At 60.5% G+C, this 14,815-nt stretch carries 15 protein-coding genes; 2 read left to right on the top strand and 13 right to left on the bottom strand.

Going from position 1 to position 14,815, the window contains the following annotated elements:
- Positions 1–13 precede the first annotated feature (13 nt).
- From ACP7C6_RS04350 to minC, 7 genes are all read right to left on the bottom strand, one after another.
- Positions 14–2,179: a mechanosensitive ion channel family protein gene (locus tag ACP7C6_RS04350; RefSeq protein ID WP_028617281.1), complete on the bottom strand. Its 2,166-nt coding sequence runs from the start codon at positions 2,177–2,179 to the stop codon at positions 14–16.
- A 52-nt stretch (positions 2,180–2,231) separates the two neighbouring features.
- Positions 2,232–2,408 carry a hypothetical protein gene (locus ACP7C6_RS04345; protein WP_010208820.1) on the bottom strand — a complete coding sequence of 59 codons (177 nt, stop codon included), beginning with the start codon at positions 2,406–2,408 and terminating at the stop codon, positions 2,232–2,234.
- A gap of 100 nt (positions 2,409–2,508) precedes the next feature.
- Positions 2,509–3,798, bottom strand: coding sequence for a M18 family aminopeptidase (locus tag ACP7C6_RS04340; protein ID WP_028617280.1), 1,290 nt, complete (start codon positions 3,796–3,798; stop codon positions 2,509–2,511).
- 197 nt (positions 3,799–3,995) lie between these two features.
- Positions 3,996–4,631: an RluA family pseudouridine synthase gene (locus ACP7C6_RS04335; RefSeq protein WP_005789965.1), complete on the bottom strand. Its 636-nt coding sequence runs from the start codon at positions 4,629–4,631 to the stop codon at positions 3,996–3,998.
- A gap of 97 nt (positions 4,632–4,728) precedes the next feature.
- Positions 4,729–4,983: a cell division topological specificity factor MinE gene (minE, locus tag ACP7C6_RS04330; protein WP_003175252.1), complete on the bottom strand. Its 255-nt coding sequence runs from the start codon at positions 4,981–4,983 to the stop codon at positions 4,729–4,731.
- A gap of 3 nt (positions 4,984–4,986) precedes the next feature.
- Positions 4,987–5,799 carry a septum site-determining protein MinD gene (gene minD / locus ACP7C6_RS04325; protein WP_003175251.1) on the bottom strand — a complete coding sequence of 271 codons (813 nt, stop codon included), beginning with the start codon at positions 5,797–5,799 and terminating at the stop codon, positions 4,987–4,989.
- Positions 5,800–5,965: 166 nt separating this feature from the next.
- Positions 5,966–6,703 carry a septum site-determining protein MinC gene (gene minC, locus ACP7C6_RS04320; protein ID WP_028617277.1) on the bottom strand — a complete coding sequence of 246 codons (738 nt, stop codon included), beginning with the start codon at positions 6,701–6,703 and terminating at the stop codon, positions 5,966–5,968.
- Between the two features lie 119 nt (positions 6,704–6,822).
- Between minC and ACP7C6_RS04315 the strand changes: the two genes are divergently transcribed.
- Positions 6,823–7,758, top strand: a complete 936-nt coding sequence (locus tag ACP7C6_RS04315) for a lipid A biosynthesis lauroyl acyltransferase (RefSeq protein ID WP_028617276.1) — start codon at positions 6,823–6,825, stop codon at positions 7,756–7,758.
- A gap of 30 nt (positions 7,759–7,788) precedes the next feature.
- Positions 7,789–8,922 (top strand): patatin-like phospholipase family protein, encoded by a 1,134-nt coding sequence (locus ACP7C6_RS04310; RefSeq protein ID WP_028617275.1) that lies wholly within the window; start codon positions 7,789–7,791, stop codon positions 8,920–8,922.
- 91 nt (positions 8,923–9,013) lie between these two features.
- Here the strand turns inward: ACP7C6_RS04310 and ACP7C6_RS04305 are convergent, their stop codons facing one another.
- The 6 genes from ACP7C6_RS04305 to alc all read right to left on the bottom strand — a co-directional run bounded on the left by ACP7C6_RS04305 (position 9,014) and on the right by alc (position 14,775).
- Positions 9,014–9,799 (bottom strand): outer membrane protein OmpK, encoded by a 786-nt coding sequence (locus tag ACP7C6_RS04305; protein WP_028617274.1) that lies wholly within the window; start codon positions 9,797–9,799, stop codon positions 9,014–9,016.
- A 23-nt stretch (positions 9,800–9,822) separates the two neighbouring features.
- Positions 9,823–10,191 carry a hypothetical protein gene (locus ACP7C6_RS04300; protein ID WP_323986956.1) on the bottom strand — a complete coding sequence of 123 codons (369 nt, stop codon included), beginning with the start codon at positions 10,189–10,191 and terminating at the stop codon, positions 9,823–9,825.
- Between the two features lie 58 nt (positions 10,192–10,249).
- Positions 10,250–11,596, bottom strand: a complete 1,347-nt coding sequence (locus tag ACP7C6_RS04295) for a nucleobase:cation symporter-2 family protein (RefSeq protein ID WP_016976352.1) — start codon at positions 11,594–11,596, stop codon at positions 10,250–10,252.
- 205 nt (positions 11,597–11,801) lie between these two features.
- The gene (locus ACP7C6_RS04290; RefSeq protein ID WP_028617273.1) at positions 11,802–13,103 is read right to left on the bottom strand and encodes a urate hydroxylase PuuD; all 1,302 of its coding nucleotides are present in this window, start codon (positions 13,101–13,103) and stop codon (positions 11,802–11,804) included.
- Between the two features lie 51 nt (positions 13,104–13,154).
- Positions 13,155–13,658: an ureidoglycolate lyase gene (locus ACP7C6_RS04285; RefSeq protein WP_028617272.1), complete on the bottom strand. Its 504-nt coding sequence runs from the start codon at positions 13,656–13,658 to the stop codon at positions 13,155–13,157.
- Between the two features lie 121 nt (positions 13,659–13,779).
- On the bottom strand, positions 13,780–14,775 hold the full coding sequence (gene alc, locus ACP7C6_RS04280) for an allantoicase (RefSeq protein WP_028617271.1): 996 nt from the start codon (positions 14,773–14,775) through the stop codon (positions 13,780–13,782).
- Positions 14,776–14,815 lie beyond the last annotated feature (40 nt).

The raw sequence follows: 14,815 nt of genomic DNA, 5'->3' as shown, positions 1-14,815 counted from the left end.
ACCTCTCCTGAGTTTATTGTTGTTGATCTTTCTCCTGCACAGTGCCGGCGGTTACCACCTGCACACTCAGGCGCGGCGTAGCCAGGTCCAGCCCGGCTTCGTCCAGATGACGCTTGAGGGACAGGTTGAACGCCCGCGACACTTCCCACTGCTTGATCGGTGCGGTCTTGAATCGCGCGCGCAGGATCGCGCTGCCCGACTCGAAGCTCTCCACGCCTTGAATCTCCAGCGGTGACCAGATATTGCGGCGCTGCAGCGGATCGTTGCGCATTTTCTGGCCGACATCGCGCATCAGCTTGATGGCGTCGTCAATCTCCATGTTGTACGGGATGGCCACGCGGAAGATCGCGTAGCCGAACTCCCGCGAGTAATTCTTGATGCTCTTGATCTCGCTGAACGGGATGGTGTGCACGATGCCGTCGATGTCACGCAGGCGCACGGTGCGGATGGTCAGGCCTTCGACGGTGCCGAGGTGACCACCGACATCCACGTAGTCATCGATGGCCAGGGAGTCTTCGATGATGATGAACAGGCCGGTGATCAAGTCCGCCACCAAGGACTGTGCGCCGAAACCGATGGCCAGGCCGATCACACCAGCACCCGCCAACAGCGGCGTGACATTCATGCCCATGTTCGCCAGGGCGACGATGGCGGCGATGATGAAGATGGTCACGAACAGCACGTTGCGGATCAGCGGCATCATGGTCTGCGCGCGGGCATTGGCCAGGCCTTTGCGCGAGCGGGTGAGGGCGTGATGAATCGCGGTGTCGCTGAGGATCCAGATCAACCAGGCAAACAGCAGGGTCCCGGCCAGCCCGAACAGCTTGACGCTGACTTCATGGCCGTCGCCTTCGGTAAAGCGGATCAGCGACAGGCCCCACACCCGCAGGCCCAGCTCGATAAACACCAGCCATACGATAAGGTGGGCGAGGGTGTAGACGAAGCTCTTCAGGCGTTCGGAGTACAGCGCATGGCGCTTGTGCCCGCGTTGCGGCTTGAGGGCGTGACGCCGTACCAGGCCGTTGATCACCATGCACAACACCAGCAGCACCGTACACAACAGCGATTGACGCAATGCCGTGCTGGTATCGCCAGCAGAGACAAAGGTGGCGAATAGCGAAATGCCTACCAGCAGCAAAGCGGGGATATACCAGAAGGAGCCGATGATTTCGATGGTGTCGCTGAGGGCGCGGCGTGTGAGGCGGCGTGACAGCGGCTGGTTGCGAATCAGGTGGGCGATAGGCCGGCGGAAACGCAGGATGAACACGCCAGTAGACAGCGCCGCCATCACATTGGCGATGGTCGCGGCGGTATGGGACAAGTGTTGCCCAAGCGCTGCGACCAGTCGTGGGTCGCTCAAGGCTTCACCGAAGGCGGCAAAACTGCCGATCCACCACAGTGGGCGGAAAGCTTGGTGACGCAGGATATACAGCGCTCGATGGCGATGCGGGCCGTCGAGTAGCGAAAACGCAATCACGCAGATCGCCGAGAAACAGGTGCCGACCACCAGTGCGTAGGCCAACACCATCGCCAGGGATTTGCCCAGGGACGAGGGCAGGGCGTAGCTCAGGTACACGGTGATCACCAGCGCGATCAGCCATGGGCCGAGTTTACGCAGGGCAAAACGCACCATGTCCCAGGTACGCGGGTGTTGCGGCAGTTCTTCGGGCAGGCCGAAGCGTTCGCGCACGCGGTGACTGAGCCAGATCAGCGCGGCGGCGAGTAGGCTCCACACGGCAAGGATCAGGGCAAAACCGAAAATGATCGGCAGCCATTCGTTGGCTGGCAGCATCAGCGCACTGAGTTCTTCTTTGGCCAGGTCGATTTCATTGGACCAGCGCCCCAGCGGGCTGTCGGCCCCAGAGAACTGCGCTTCAAGGTTGGCCAGGGTGCCGCCGATCAACCCCAGCACGCCTTCTTCCGCGGCCGGTTGAGCTTTTTTCGTGGCTTCGCGCAGCTTTTTCAGGTCACTCAGCAACTGGGTACGTTGCTGGTCGTTCTCCAAGGTCTTGATCACCTCGTCCAACGACTGCCCCAGCGGCACTTCGGCCTGGGGCTGGGTCTTGTTGGTGTTACCGAGCAGGCCCGGCAAGCCCACGGCATGGGCAGGCGTCAGCGGCAGCAGCGTCAGCAGGGCGATCAGGCAGTAGCAGGGCAGGGCAAACAGACGGGAAAGCACGAGGCGGTCAACCTTGGAAACGACGAGTTGACCGAGTGTACGAGTGCAATCGTCATTCAGCCAGTTTTGCGAGGATCTTGTACACCACGGTGCCCAGGATCAGCAGCATGCCAATCCACATGCCAAACACGCCGAGGGGCTTGTCACGGAAGTTGAAGCCCACGGCGAGCATGATCATGCCGATCAGGATCGGGATAAGCATGGCGTGGAAGGAGGACATGGAGATCATGGTGCGACGGCCTTGTCGGAGTGGAAATACTGACAAGTCTAGGTCGGATTGCAGGAAGTGGGGTTGATGTGTATCAGAAACACATCAACCCCATGCCACATCAGGGCAAGTCGCGGCTCGCGTAGAACGCGCCCAGCACCTTCACCAGATGCGCCAAATCATGACTACCGCACAGTTCACGAATGGAGTGCATGGCAAACGTCGGCAGGCCGATGTCCACGGTGCGCACGCCCAGATGGCTGGCGGTGATCGGGCCGATGGTAGAGCCGCAACCCATGTCGCTGCGCACCACGAAGCTCTGCACCGGTACTTCCTGGGCCATGCACAGGTGGCGGAAGAACCCGGCGGTTTCGCTGTTGGTGGCGTAGCGCTGGTTGCTGTTGACCTTGATCACCGGGCCGGCGTTGAGCTTGGGGCCGTGGTTGGCGTCATGCTTCTCGGCGTAGTTGGGGTGCACGCCGTGGGCGTTGTCCGCAGACACCAACAGGGATTTCTGAATGGTGCGTACGAACTCATCCCCTTCCGGCAACAGGCGACGCAGGGTCTGTTCCAGCATCGGGCCATCGGCACCGCACGCCGAGCAGGAGCCGACTTCTTCGTGGTCGTTGCACACCAGTACGCAGGTTTCTTCGCTGTCGCTGGTGAGCAAGGCTTGCAGGCCCGCGTAGCACGACAGCAGGTTATCCAGGCGTGCGCCGGCGATGAAGTCGCCGTTCAGGCCGATAACCGCAGCGCTTTGCGTGTCGTAGAAGCTCAGCTCGTAGTCGAGCACCACATCGGCGTTCAAGCCATGTTCCCGTGCAAGCTGCTCGGTGAGCACGGCGCGGAAGTCCACGCGCTCGTCACCCGCAAACTGCGCGAGGATCGGCGGCAGTTCGGTCTGGGCATTGATCGCCCACCCCTGGTTGGCTTCACGGTTCAGGTGAATGGCCAGGTTGGGGATGATGGCGATGGGCAGCTTGAAGTCGATCAACTGGCTTTCGACCTTGCCGTCGCGGCGGAAGGTTACGCGGCCAGCCAGGGACAGGTCGCGGTCGAACCACGGCGCCAGCAGCGCGCCGCCGTAGACTTCCACGCCCAGTTGCCAGAAGCCCTGGCGTTGCAGCTCAGGCTGGGGCTTGACCCGCAGGCACGGGCTGTCGGTGTGGGCACCGACCAGGCGGATACCGCCCTGCAACGGCGAATGGCGGCCGAGCTTGAAGGCAATGATCGAGGAATCGTTGCGGGTCACGTAGTAGCGACCGTTGGCCTCGGTGGTCCAGGTCTCGCGCTCGTCGAGACGCTGGTAACCGGCCGCTTCCAGGCGCTGGGCCAGGGCGGCAGTGGCATGAAAAGGAGTAGGGGAGACCTTGAGGAAGTCGATCAGGCCTTGATTCAACGCTTCGCGCATAAATAGCTCCAGACAGCAGTGCGCGGAGTTTACCGTATTGGCTCGCGATTTGGCGTGAAGCTACCTTCTTGAGCAACACACAAAACTACTGTGGGAGCTGGCTTGCCTGCGATAGCGGTGTGTCAGTCAATGCATTTGGCACAGATAGACCGCTATCGCAGGCAAGCCAGCTCCCACAATGTACTCCGTTCGCAGCTTTAAAAAGGGGCAGGGCACTCGAAGCGCAAACGCTCGCCACTCTGCGGATGGGTGAAGCTCAGCATGCTCGCGTGCAGGCACAGGCGCGGCCAAGCGGCCAGAGCTTGCTCATGGGCATACAGGCCATCACCCAGCAACGGGTGGCCGATGGAGAGCATGTGCACACGCAGTTGGTGCGAACGCCCGGTGATCGGCGTCAGCTCTACGCGGCACCAGTCGCCACAGCGTTCCAGCACTTTCCAGAAGGTCAGCGCATGCTTGCCGAACTCGTGGTCCACCACGTGGCGCGGCTTGGTCGGCGGGTCGTAGCGCAGGGGCAGGTCGATGCTGCCGCTGTCCAGTTCCGGTTGGCCCCAGGCCAGGGCGGTGTAGGCCTTTTCGGTTTCACGGTCGTGAAACTGGCGGGACAGTTCGCGGTGGGTGTCGGCGTCACGGGCCAGCAGGATGATGCCTGAGGTTTCCCAGTCCAGGCGATGGACGATACGGGCTTCCGGGTAGCCGTTTTCCTGCAGGCGGGTGATCAGGCAGTCCTTGTTGTCGTCGGCGCGGCCAGGCACCGAAAGCAGCAGGGTGGGCTTGTTCACCACCAGGACGGCGTCGTCCTGATGCAGGATATGAATGTTGGACAGCGGCATTAAACAGCCTCGTAACAAACGCCAACGGCGGCTCGCCCACCCGGCCCCCAAAAAAGGGATCAGGGTGAACGAGCCGCCGTGGCGGCCGCCTGTTCGATCAACGATCAGGCAGGGTGATATTGAGTTCCAGAATCGAGCAGCTGCCGTCATTTTCCAGAGCGACATGCACGTCATCGTTGCCGATATTGACGTACTTGCGGATCACCTCGACCAGTTCCTTCTGCAAGGCTGGCAGGTAGTCCGGTGTACTGCGTTGGCCGCGTTCGTGCGCCACGATGATCTGTAGACGCTCTTTCGCTACCGACGCGGTACTTGGCTTTTTGTTGGCGCGAAAGAAGTCGAGAAATTTCATTGTTTAGTTGCCTCCAAAGATACGCTCGAAGAATCCCTTCTTCTTGACATCGAGGAAGCGGTGTTCCACGGTCTTGCCCAGCAGGCGATCGACGGCATCGCTGTACGCCTGGCCGGCGTCGCTCTGGTCGTCAAGAATCACCGGAACACCCTGGTTGGAAGCCTTCAGGACGGCCTGGGATTCTGGAATCACGCCCAGCAGGGTCACGGCGAGGATTTCCTTCACGTCTTCAACGCCAAGCATTTCGCCGTTGCTGACGCGCTCCGGGTTGTAGCGGGTGAGCAGCAAGTGCTCCTTGATCGGGTCCTGGCCTTCTTCGGCGCGCTTGGATTTGCTGGCCAGCAGGCCCAGCATGCGGTCCGAGTCACGTACGGAGGAGACTTCCGGGTTGGTCACGACGATGGCTTCATCGGCGAAGTACATGGCCAGGTGAGCACCGGTTTCGATACCGGCCGGCGAATCGCAGACCACGTATTCGAAGGTTTCCTTCAACTCGGCCAGGACTTTGCCTACGCCTTCTTTGGTCAGCGCGTCTTTGTCACGGGTCTGGCTGGCGGCCAGCACGTACAGGTTCTCAAGGCGCTTGTCCTTGATCAGGGCCTGTTGCAGGTTGGCTTCACCGTTGACCACGTTGACGAAGTCATACACCACGCGGCGTTCGCAGCCCATGATCAGGTCGAGGTTACGCAAGCCGACGTCGAAGTCGACGATAACTGTCTTGTGGCCGCGCAGCGCGAGACCGGTACCGATAGCGGCGCTGGTGGTGGTCTTACCCACACCACCCTTGCCGGATGTAACCACGAGAATCTTGGCCAAGGTGTTTCACCCCTAAGGAAGAAGGACATTTCGGTCCCTGAAAAACATCTCTTGGAACTCGCTGCAGGCGGACAGCCTTGTAGGAAAAAATAATTCCTACATAAGTAATGCCGGTTTCGCTGTGCTATCAGAGTCTAGAGATGCTTGGAAAATGCGGCAGTATCCGTTAAAGACGGATGATGTTCAACACATCGCCCGACAGGTTGACCTGCACCGAAGCCCCCCACAGCGGATCACGGCGCAAATCTTCTGAAACCTTGTACTGGCCTGCGATGGACACTAGCTCAGCGGTCAACTGCTGGCAAAAAATACGGGCCTTGGTATCACCCTTGATGCCGGCGAGGGCACGTCCGCGCATCGGGCCGTATACATGGATGTTGCCATCGGCGAGAAGTTCCGCCCCTGGGCTGACCGAAGAGATCACCACCAGGTCGCCGCCCTGGGCGTAAATCTGCTGGCCGCCCCTTACGGGCGAGGTGATGATCTTTGTAGGCTTGATCGCAGGCTCCGGTGGTTTCTCCGGTTTTTTCTTCTCTTCACCGACCAGTGGTTCAAGCGGACGTTCGCGCGCGCCGGACGGTGGCAGTACTGGCAGTTCAATGGCGATCGCTGCAGCAATGTCTTCGATACGACTGGCACGAATCGCCAGGGTACGCAGCCCGTGGGAGCGGCAAACACGCATCAGGCCGGGCAGGTCGATGACGCCTTGGCCCGCGGGCAGTTTGTCCAAGGCCAGCACCAGCGGGGCATTGTTGAAAAAGTTGGGTGCCAGGGCGACTTTGGCGGCGAGCTGGCGGTCCAGGGCGTCGAGGTCGTTACGGGCGAGTTCCAGCACGGTGATGGCGAGCATGCTGCCTTTCAGCTGGAACACGGGATCTTGGTCTAGCGGTTCGGTTTGGCTCATGGTCGGCAAAAGCGGCTTGTCACGAAAAGTGTCGAGACTTATAACGAGAACACTCACTCGCCGCAAGCCGAGTCGAACCGTTGTAGAATGCGCGGCCCTTGTCTTTACCGGAATCTGTAATGGATCGCCCGCGTTTTCGAGCTGTATTTTTTCACCCGCGTTTCTGGCTGTTATGGCTGGGGCTCGGCCTGCTGTGGCTGGTCACCCAACTGCCCTACCGCGCGCTGCTGACCATTGGTCGGCTGCTGGGCGCCGGCATGTACCGCGTGGCCGGCGAGCGTCGCCGCATCGCCGCACGCAACCTGGAACTGTGCTTCCCGGAAAAATCCGCCCAAGAGCGCAAACACTTGCTCAAGGAAAACTTTGCCTCCACCGGCATCGCCTTCTTTGAAATGGCCATGAGCTGGTGGTGGTCGCGCCAGCGCCTGGCGCGGCTGGCCCATGTCGAAGGCCTGGAACACCTCAAGCAGGCCCAACTGGACGGCAAGGGCGTGATCCTCATGGCCCTGCACTTCACCACCCTGGAAATCGGCGCCGCGCTGCTGGGGCAGAAGCACACCATTGATGGCATGTACCGCGAGCACGGCAACCCGTTGTTCGACTACATCCAGCGCCGTGGCCGCGAACGCCACAACCTCGACTCCCTGGCTGTGGAGCGCGAAGACGTGCGCGGCATGCTCAAGCTGCTGCGCGCCGGGCGTGCCATCTGGTATGCACCGGACCAGGACTACGGCGCCAAGCAAAGCATTTTCGTGCCGCTGTTCGGCATCCAGGCCGCCACCGTGCCTGCCACCAGCAAGTTTGCCAAGCTGGGCAAGGCGCTGGTGGTGCCGTTTACTCAACAGCGCCTGGCCGATGGCAGCGGTTACCGCCTGGTGATCCACCCGCCGTTGACTGACTTCCCTGGCGAAAGCGATGAAGTCGACTGCCTGCGCATCAACCAGTGGGTCGAAGCCTCGGTGCGTGAATGCCCTGAGCAATACTTATGGACCCATCGCCGCTTCAAGAGCCGGCCACCGGGTGAGCCTAAGCTGTACGAAAAACGCCGCCGATAAGACAGACATTTCCCCACATGGAGTGACGCAATGCGCCCAGCTGAACCGGTTACAGGCTTGATTCTTTCCGGCGGCGGGGCGCGAGCGGCGTATCAGGTGGGGGTACTGGCGGCGATTGCCGAGCTGTTGCCGCCGGGGGCGCCTAACCCGTTTCCAGTGATTGTCGGCACATCGGCCGGCGCGATCAACGCGGTGAGCCTGGCCAGTGGCGCTACGGACTTCAGGGCCGCGATCCAACGTCTTACCGCGTTCTGGCAGGGCTTTCGCAGTCATCTGGTGCTGCGCAGTGATTGGCCGGGGGTGATTCGCCAGGCGAGTCGCTTCTTTATCCACAGCCTCCTCGGTCTTGGCGCGCAGGTGCCGGTGGCGCTGCTCAACAGCACGCCGCTGAAAGCGCTGCTCAGGGACAAGCTGCACTTGCCTGGCATCGATGAAGCGATTCGCACCAAACATCTGCATGCGGTGGCGGTGACCGCCTTCGGCTACGAGTCCGGCCACGCAGTGACCTTCTATCAGGGCGGCGGCACTATCGATGCCTGGTTGCGCCACCGTCGTATCGGCGTGCCGACCCAACTGACGGTTGAACACCTGCTGGCCAGCTCCGCGATTCCCTTGTTGTTCGCCCCGGTCAAACTTGACCAGGAGTATTTCGGTGATGGCGCCGTGCGGCAATCGGCGCCGATCAGTCCGGCGTTGCACCTGGGTGCCAGTCGCGTGCTGGTGGTCGGCGTCAGCGGCAACCCACGCGGCAATGAACCGGCGGCGCAGCGTACCTACACCGGCCAGGAGCCTACTCTGGCGCAGATTGGCGGGCATATGCTCAACAGCACGTTCATTGACAGCCTGGAAAGCGATATCGAGTTGCTGGAGCGCTTGAATCAGTACAGCCACGCCGCGCCTGGCGTGGCGGCGGTGGAAGTGCTGGTGATTGCACCGAGTCAGCCAATCGACGAAATCGCGGCACGGCACCGTCAGGAATTGCCGGCGGCATTACGCTTGTTTCTGCGTGGGCCGGGGGCGACCAAGACGAGCGGGGCGGGGGTATTGAGTTACTTGCTGTTCGAGGCGGGGTATTGCAGCGAATTGATCGAGTTGGGGCGGCGGGATGCGTTGGCCAAGCGTGAAGAGTTGTCGCGGTTCCTAGGCCTCACGCCGAACCTGTAGGAGCCCGGCTTGCCGGCGATGGCGTCCTCAGGACCGCTATCGCCGGCAAGCCGGGCTCCTACAGGGGTAGGGGCATGGGAATCAGCCAGGGTCAGAAGTGATACTTGACCAGGAAGCTTGCGGTGTCCTGGTTAGTCTTGAACGCACCCGAATCTTCGATCCCGTACTTGTTCTTCCAGTAGTCGTATTCAAAACCGACATACAACTGCTTGTCGCCCCAATGCAGCGCTTTACCCAGGTCATATTTGACCTGTGGGTTGAAGTGCAGGTTGGCGTGGTAAGTGCCACGGGCGTTCTTGTCGTTGTCCGTCACCCAGTCCATGAAGCCGTCGATCAACACGTCAGAGTTGCCCACGGGGATGGTGTAGGACCAGACCGGAGTAATCTGCCAGACGCCGTCACCCGGACGGTTGCCTTCGGTCTGGCGTTGGTAGAAGTTCAACTGGAAGTAGTCGAAGCCGGGGATGTTCAGGTCGAAGCCCGGGCCGAGCAGGTACGACTCGTTATCGCCTTCGCCAAACTCGTAAGTGAATGCCAGCAGTACATCTTTGATCGGGCCGAACGACAGGTCTTTATCAAAGATCTTGCCGAACGACAGGCGCGGGCTTATTTCACCGTAGTAAGTACTGGGGCCGACGTTGCCGTCCTCCTTACCGTTGTAAAAGATGCGGTCGACGAAGATAAAGTTGTCGCCGTACTTCCAGGCATCCGCATGTTCGAACGTGACGGTTTGCTGGATTTGCGGGTTGACGGTAAAGCTCTTGCCCCACAGGTAAGTCAGACTGTTGTTTTGCCACTGCAACAGGTCACCGGCCACGGCTTGGCCACCGGCCAGCAGGGATCCCGCCAGCATCAGGCCTTTGAACATAGGTTTCATTCGGTTGCTCCCGAGTTAAAGTTTTATGGTTTTTCTTCTACGCAGGCGCTCTGGTGTGGCGCCTTTAGGTTCGCTGCAAAAATCGTCTGTTCGGTCAGCTTTAGTGCTTTTAGCAAGAGCTGCGCCAAGGTGTTTAAAAAGCCAAAAAATCCCCGTCGGCTGCATGGAATGCAGTCGAATTCAGAGGACTTTTGCGCACTTTGGCCGCAGACATAAGGCCGGGATAAGTTGGCCTTGCAGTCAGCTTTTACATTCGCTGTTTTTTTTTGAGTCGATTCGAGCGGGCGCGGAGAATACTGGCTCCCAGGCCGTGGCTCAAGTGCGCTGTTAAAGCGCGCGTGGGGCGAGAATGGGGCACGGCTTGTGGCCGGCCCCAGGTGAAGGGTGTGCATGCTTGTGTTCCCTGTTTCGTTATTGTTTTTATTCTTTGCTTTTTAGTAACAGGGGGAATCAATGCGTATGAGCGACTTCAGGGCGTTCAGCGCCACCGAGAATGTTGAACAGGATATTCAGCGACAACGCGCTGAGCGTGGCCATGGCGATGCCACTATGGGTAATCGGGCTCATCCACAGCGGTAGCTGCGCGAAGAACTCCGGGCGCACCACGGGGATCAGGCCCATGCCGATACTCACCGCCACCAGCAACTGGTTGCGACGGTCTGCGATGTCGGCTTCCTGCAGGATCTTGATCCCGGTCGCCGCCACCATGCCGAACATGGCGATGGCCGCGCCGCCCAGCACCGCCGGTGGAATCGATGCCACGAGGTAGGCGGCCTTGGGCAACAGGCTCAGCACAATCAGGAAGACCCCGGCCATGATCGTCACCGAACGGCAACGCACGCCGGTCATCTGCACCAGGCCGATGTTCTGCGCGAAGGAAGAGTGGGTGAAGGTGTTGAAGAAGCCGGCAAAGAATGACGCGCCGGCATCACACAACAGGCCACGGCGCAGCATCTTCGGCGTGACATCCTGGCCGGTGATCTTGCCCAGCGCGAGAAACATCCCGGTGGATTCGACAAAGATGATCACCACTACCAGGCACATCGACAGGATCGGCGCCAACTCGAACTTGGGCATGCCGAAGTGCAACGGCGTCACCACCTGCACCCACGGTGCCATCGCCAGGCCGCTGAGGTCGACCATGCCGAGCGCACCGCACAAGGCGTAGCCCAGGCCCATGCCGATCAGCACCGAAATATTCACCCAGAAACCGCGCATGAAGCGGTTGATCAGCAGGATCGTGGCCAGTACCAGTGCGGCAATCGCCAGGTAGATCGGCGAGCCAAATGTGGCGGCGGCACTGCCGCCACCGGCCCAGTTCACGGCCACAGGAAACAGCGACAGGCCAATCGCGGTGATCACTGTGCCGGTCACCAGCGGCGGGAAAAAGCGCACGACCTTGGACATGAATGGCGCGATGAGCATGCCGAAGAACCCGGCGGCGATGGTCGCGCCGAAGATACCCTGCAAGCCGATGCCGGGCATGCCGGCCATCGCGACCATACTGCCGACGGCGGCAAAACTGGCGCCCATCATCACCGGCATGCGAATGCCCACCGGACCGATGCCGAAAGACTGCACCATGGTGGCGATACCGGCGACCAGCAGGTCGGCGTTAATCAGAAAAGCGATTTCTTCACGGCTCAAACCGGCGGCCTGGCCAATGATCAGGGGCACGGCGACGGCGCCGCCATACATCAGTAAGACGTGTTGCAGGCCTACCAGAATCAGTTGCAAGAGGGGCAGCCGCACCATGGCGGGCGCGGCAGGAATCTGCGGTTCGGCTAACTCGGTCATGCAACACCTCGGATCTTTTTTATTTTTGTTGTTTCAACAATTGTGTAGCGGAGAGCTTTGTAGTGAGCGGGCTTGCCCCGCGCTGGGTGGCGAAGCCGCCCCAATCCGGCCACCGTGTACTTCCAGACAGAATCCAGGGGGCTGGTTTTAGGGCGGCTTCGCCACCCAGCGCGGGGCAAGCCCGCTCACTACAGGACATCGTTAGCTAGTTTGTACGGGCCCCCTGATTGATCCAGGTGCCAATCAGGTCCCGTTCCTGCTGGGTCATCTGGGTGATGTTGCCCAACGGCATAATCTGGCTCGCCACGGCCTGCGCTTGAATACGCGCGGCCTGCTGCTGGATCTGTGCCGCTGTGTCAAACATCACCCCAGCCGGTGCGGTGCTGAACAGCGGGCTGGTGGGCTTGGCCGAATGGCACACGGTGCAACGCTGCTCGATCACGCTGTGGACCTGGCCGAAATCCGTGGTGGCCTGGGCCGGTGCCGGCTCAGCCGCCGGAGCGGCGGGTGCGGCCGGCGCAGCGGGTTTCAAGCCACCACCCAACGCCGTTTCCGGCAATGGCTGATACTCGATGGCGGCGGGTGCCTTGGCCACTTCCGGGGCGGTCGACACCGGTTTTGGTCCGGTGACGTACGCCAGGCTGATCATCGCCAACGCGCCTACCGGCAAGGTCCACGCATATTTCTGGCTGTTGTGACGGGTGTTGAAGTAGTGCCGTACCAACACCGCTGCTACCGCGATACCCGCCAGGATCAGCCAGTTGTATTGGCTGCCGTAGGTGCTCGGGAAGTGGTTGCTGATCATGATGAACAGCACCGGCAAGGTGAAGTAGTTGTTGTGACGTGAACGCAACAAGCCTTTGGCCGGCAGTGCCGGGTCTGGCGTGCGGTTCTCCGCGATTGCCGCCACCAACGCGCGTTGCGCCGGCATGATGATGCGGAACACGTTACCGACCATGATGGTGCCGATCACCGCACCCACGTGCAGGTAGGCGCCACGGCCACTGAACACTTTGCTGAAGCCGTACGCGGCGGCAATCAACAGCACGAACAGGATGAAACCGAGCAAAGCAGGGCGCTTGCCCAGGGCCGAGTCGCACAGGAAGGAGTAGATGAACCAGCCGGCGAACAGTGAACCAATGCCCAGCAATACGCCTTCCGGACCACTGAGGCTGCTGCCCGGGGCCAGCAGGTACAAGGTCGGGTTCCAATAGAACACCACGCACAGCAGCGCAATACCGGACATCCACGTGAAATAGGCTTCCCATTTAAACCAATGCAGGTTGTCCGGCATGGTCGGCGGGGCCAGTTTGTATTTTTCCAGGTGGTAGATACCGCCACCGTGGATCGCCCACAAGTCACCGGCCAGGCCGCTCTTGGGGTTGACGCGATTGAGGTTGTTTTCCAGCCAGACGAAGTAGAAAGAAGCGCCGATCCACGCGACGCCCGTGATCATGTGAACCCAGCGCACGCTCAGGTTCAGCCATTCCATCAAATGTGCTTCCACAGTCTTTACCTCTCGCCTGTCACCCTTGTTGTCGGGTGATCAGACCTTCTCTTATTGGTGGGGGGCGAGGATCAACCGCTCATCCTCTTTGAAAAAATGCTCATCGCAGTTATTGCCTGTGCCACTGCGATCAACCACCAGGAAGTCATCCCGCTTTTCGATCGTCAGCACCGGGTGGTGCCAGACGCCGCGATGGTAATTAATGCCCTGCCTGCCGTTGGTGACGAAGGCGCGGACCAAGCCCGATACAGGTTCATCGCCAAGTGGCGCGACCACGATCAGAAAGGGGTTGCCGAGCAGCGGAATGAAAGCCTGGCTGCCCAGCGGGTGTCGTTCCAGCATGCACACGGTCAGCGGCATGTCCTGCGCGTCGGCGCGGAAGATGCTGATGATGGCGTTGTCCTCTGGCTTGGCGGTTTCCACCGTTGCCAGTTTGTGGAAACGCATGGTCGACCCGTTGTTGATCATGAAGTGATCGCTGCCATCGGTTTCGATAACGTCTCCGAAAGGGGCGAAGGCTTCTTTGGTCAGGGGTTCGATCATCAGTGTGCGCATGGCTGTCTTCTTAATCTCTTGAATGCTGTGATTTCTGTGTAGGAGTCCGGCTTGCCGGCGATTGCAATCTTGAGGACGCCATCGCCGGCAAGCCGGGCTCCTACAGGTTCGGGGTCAGTGCTTACTTGGCTACTTTACCGAGGACCCGCAGGCGGCTCACACCACCATCCGGGAACACATTCAGGCGGATGTGAGTAATCGGGCCTAGCGCCTTGATCTGCTCGGCAAACGTGTGTTCAGCGTGCATTTCCAGCTTCTGCGCCGGCAGCAGTTCGCGCCAGAACAGCGATTGGGTTTCGATCTGGCTGTCGGTGCCGCCCTTCACGAAGGCGCCCTGGATCGAGCAGGTGTCCGGGTAGTTGCCTTTGAAGTGCAGGGTGTCGACGATGATTTTCTCGATCTCGCCCGGATGGCCCAGCGCCACAATCACCCAGTCATTGCCTGGCGTGCGACGACGTGCGGTTTCCCAGCCGTCGCCCATGTTGATACCACGGCCTGGGTTGAGGATGTTGCTCATGCGGCCGAAGTGTTCATCGGAGCAGGCCAGGGCACGACCGCCGTTAAGAGCGGCAGCCAGGTCGACCTGTTCGTTGTCGCCCACCGAGGACCAGTCGCGGAACGGCACGCCGTACACACGCAGACGGGCCACGCCGCCATCCGGGTAGATGTTGAAACGCAGGTGGCTGAACGCCTGGTCGTTGTTGATCTCGTGGTAGTGGTGACTGTTGCCTTGCAGCTCGACGGCCGACAGCACTTCCACCCACTGGGTCTTGTCATCCGGCTCGCCCGAAGCCAGGAAGCAGGCTTCCAGGGAGGCCGACGGCGGGAAGTTGCCGGTGAAGAATGAAGTGTCGATGTCCACGCCTTTGATGCTGCCCGGTACGCCCAGGCGGATCACAGCGCTGTCGTAGCCTTCGAAGCGCTTGCGGCGCGACTCCCAGCCGTCCATCCACTTGCCGTTGTCATCGAAAACGCCCTCCTTCCATACGGCCGGGGTCGGCTGGAACAGGCGGTTGGCGTCGGCGAACCAGTCATCGGTGACGGAGATGATCTTGGTGCCCAGGCGGGCGTCGGCCAGGTTGACGAACTTTTCGAAAGGTACGGCGTAAGCTTTCATTCTTCTTGTCTGCCTTAGAGAGAGTGGCTGGGGATGGTCG

This window comes from Pseudomonas sp. TWR1-1-4 (assembly GCF_049897165.1).
Classification (GTDB): Bacteria; Pseudomonadota; Gammaproteobacteria; order Pseudomonadales; family Pseudomonadaceae; genus Aquipseudomonas; species Aquipseudomonas canadensis.
The sequence above is the reverse complement of the archived record's forward strand: the minus strand, read 5'-3'. Positions and strand labels throughout refer to the sequence as shown.